1 protein-coding gene is annotated in these 287 nt (G+C 58.5%); it reads left to right on the top strand.

The window, feature by feature from the left end:
- Window positions 1-287: IS3 family transposase (locus Dpoa2040_RS06545; RefSeq protein ID WP_168640730.1), on the top strand; the 287-nt coding region annotated here is incomplete at both ends.

Raw genomic sequence — 287 nt, 5'->3', positions numbered from 1 at the left:
CCTCAGAGATACACATCCACTGCCAGTGCTGCTGAGCACCCTGAGGCTCGCCCGCAGCAGCTATTTTTATCACCGTGCAGCACTGCGTGCCGGTGATAAACACGCCGGTGTGCGCGTCAGCCTGTCGGAGATCTTCCACGCCAACTACCGCTGTTACGGCTACCGCCGCCTGCACGCAATGCTCCGTCATGAAGGCGTCCGGCTCTCTGAAAAAGTCGTGCGCAGGCTGATGTCAGAAGAAAAGCTTGTTGTCAGTACAGCCCGTCGACGGCGTTACAGCTCGTACT

Origin of the sequence: Dickeya sp. CFBP 2040 (assembly GCF_012273755.1) — a bacterium.
GTDB lineage: Bacteria > Pseudomonadota > Gammaproteobacteria > Enterobacterales > Enterobacteriaceae > Dickeya > Dickeya poaceiphila.
The sequence above is the reverse complement of the archived record's forward strand: the minus strand, read 5'-3'. Positions and strand labels throughout refer to the sequence as shown.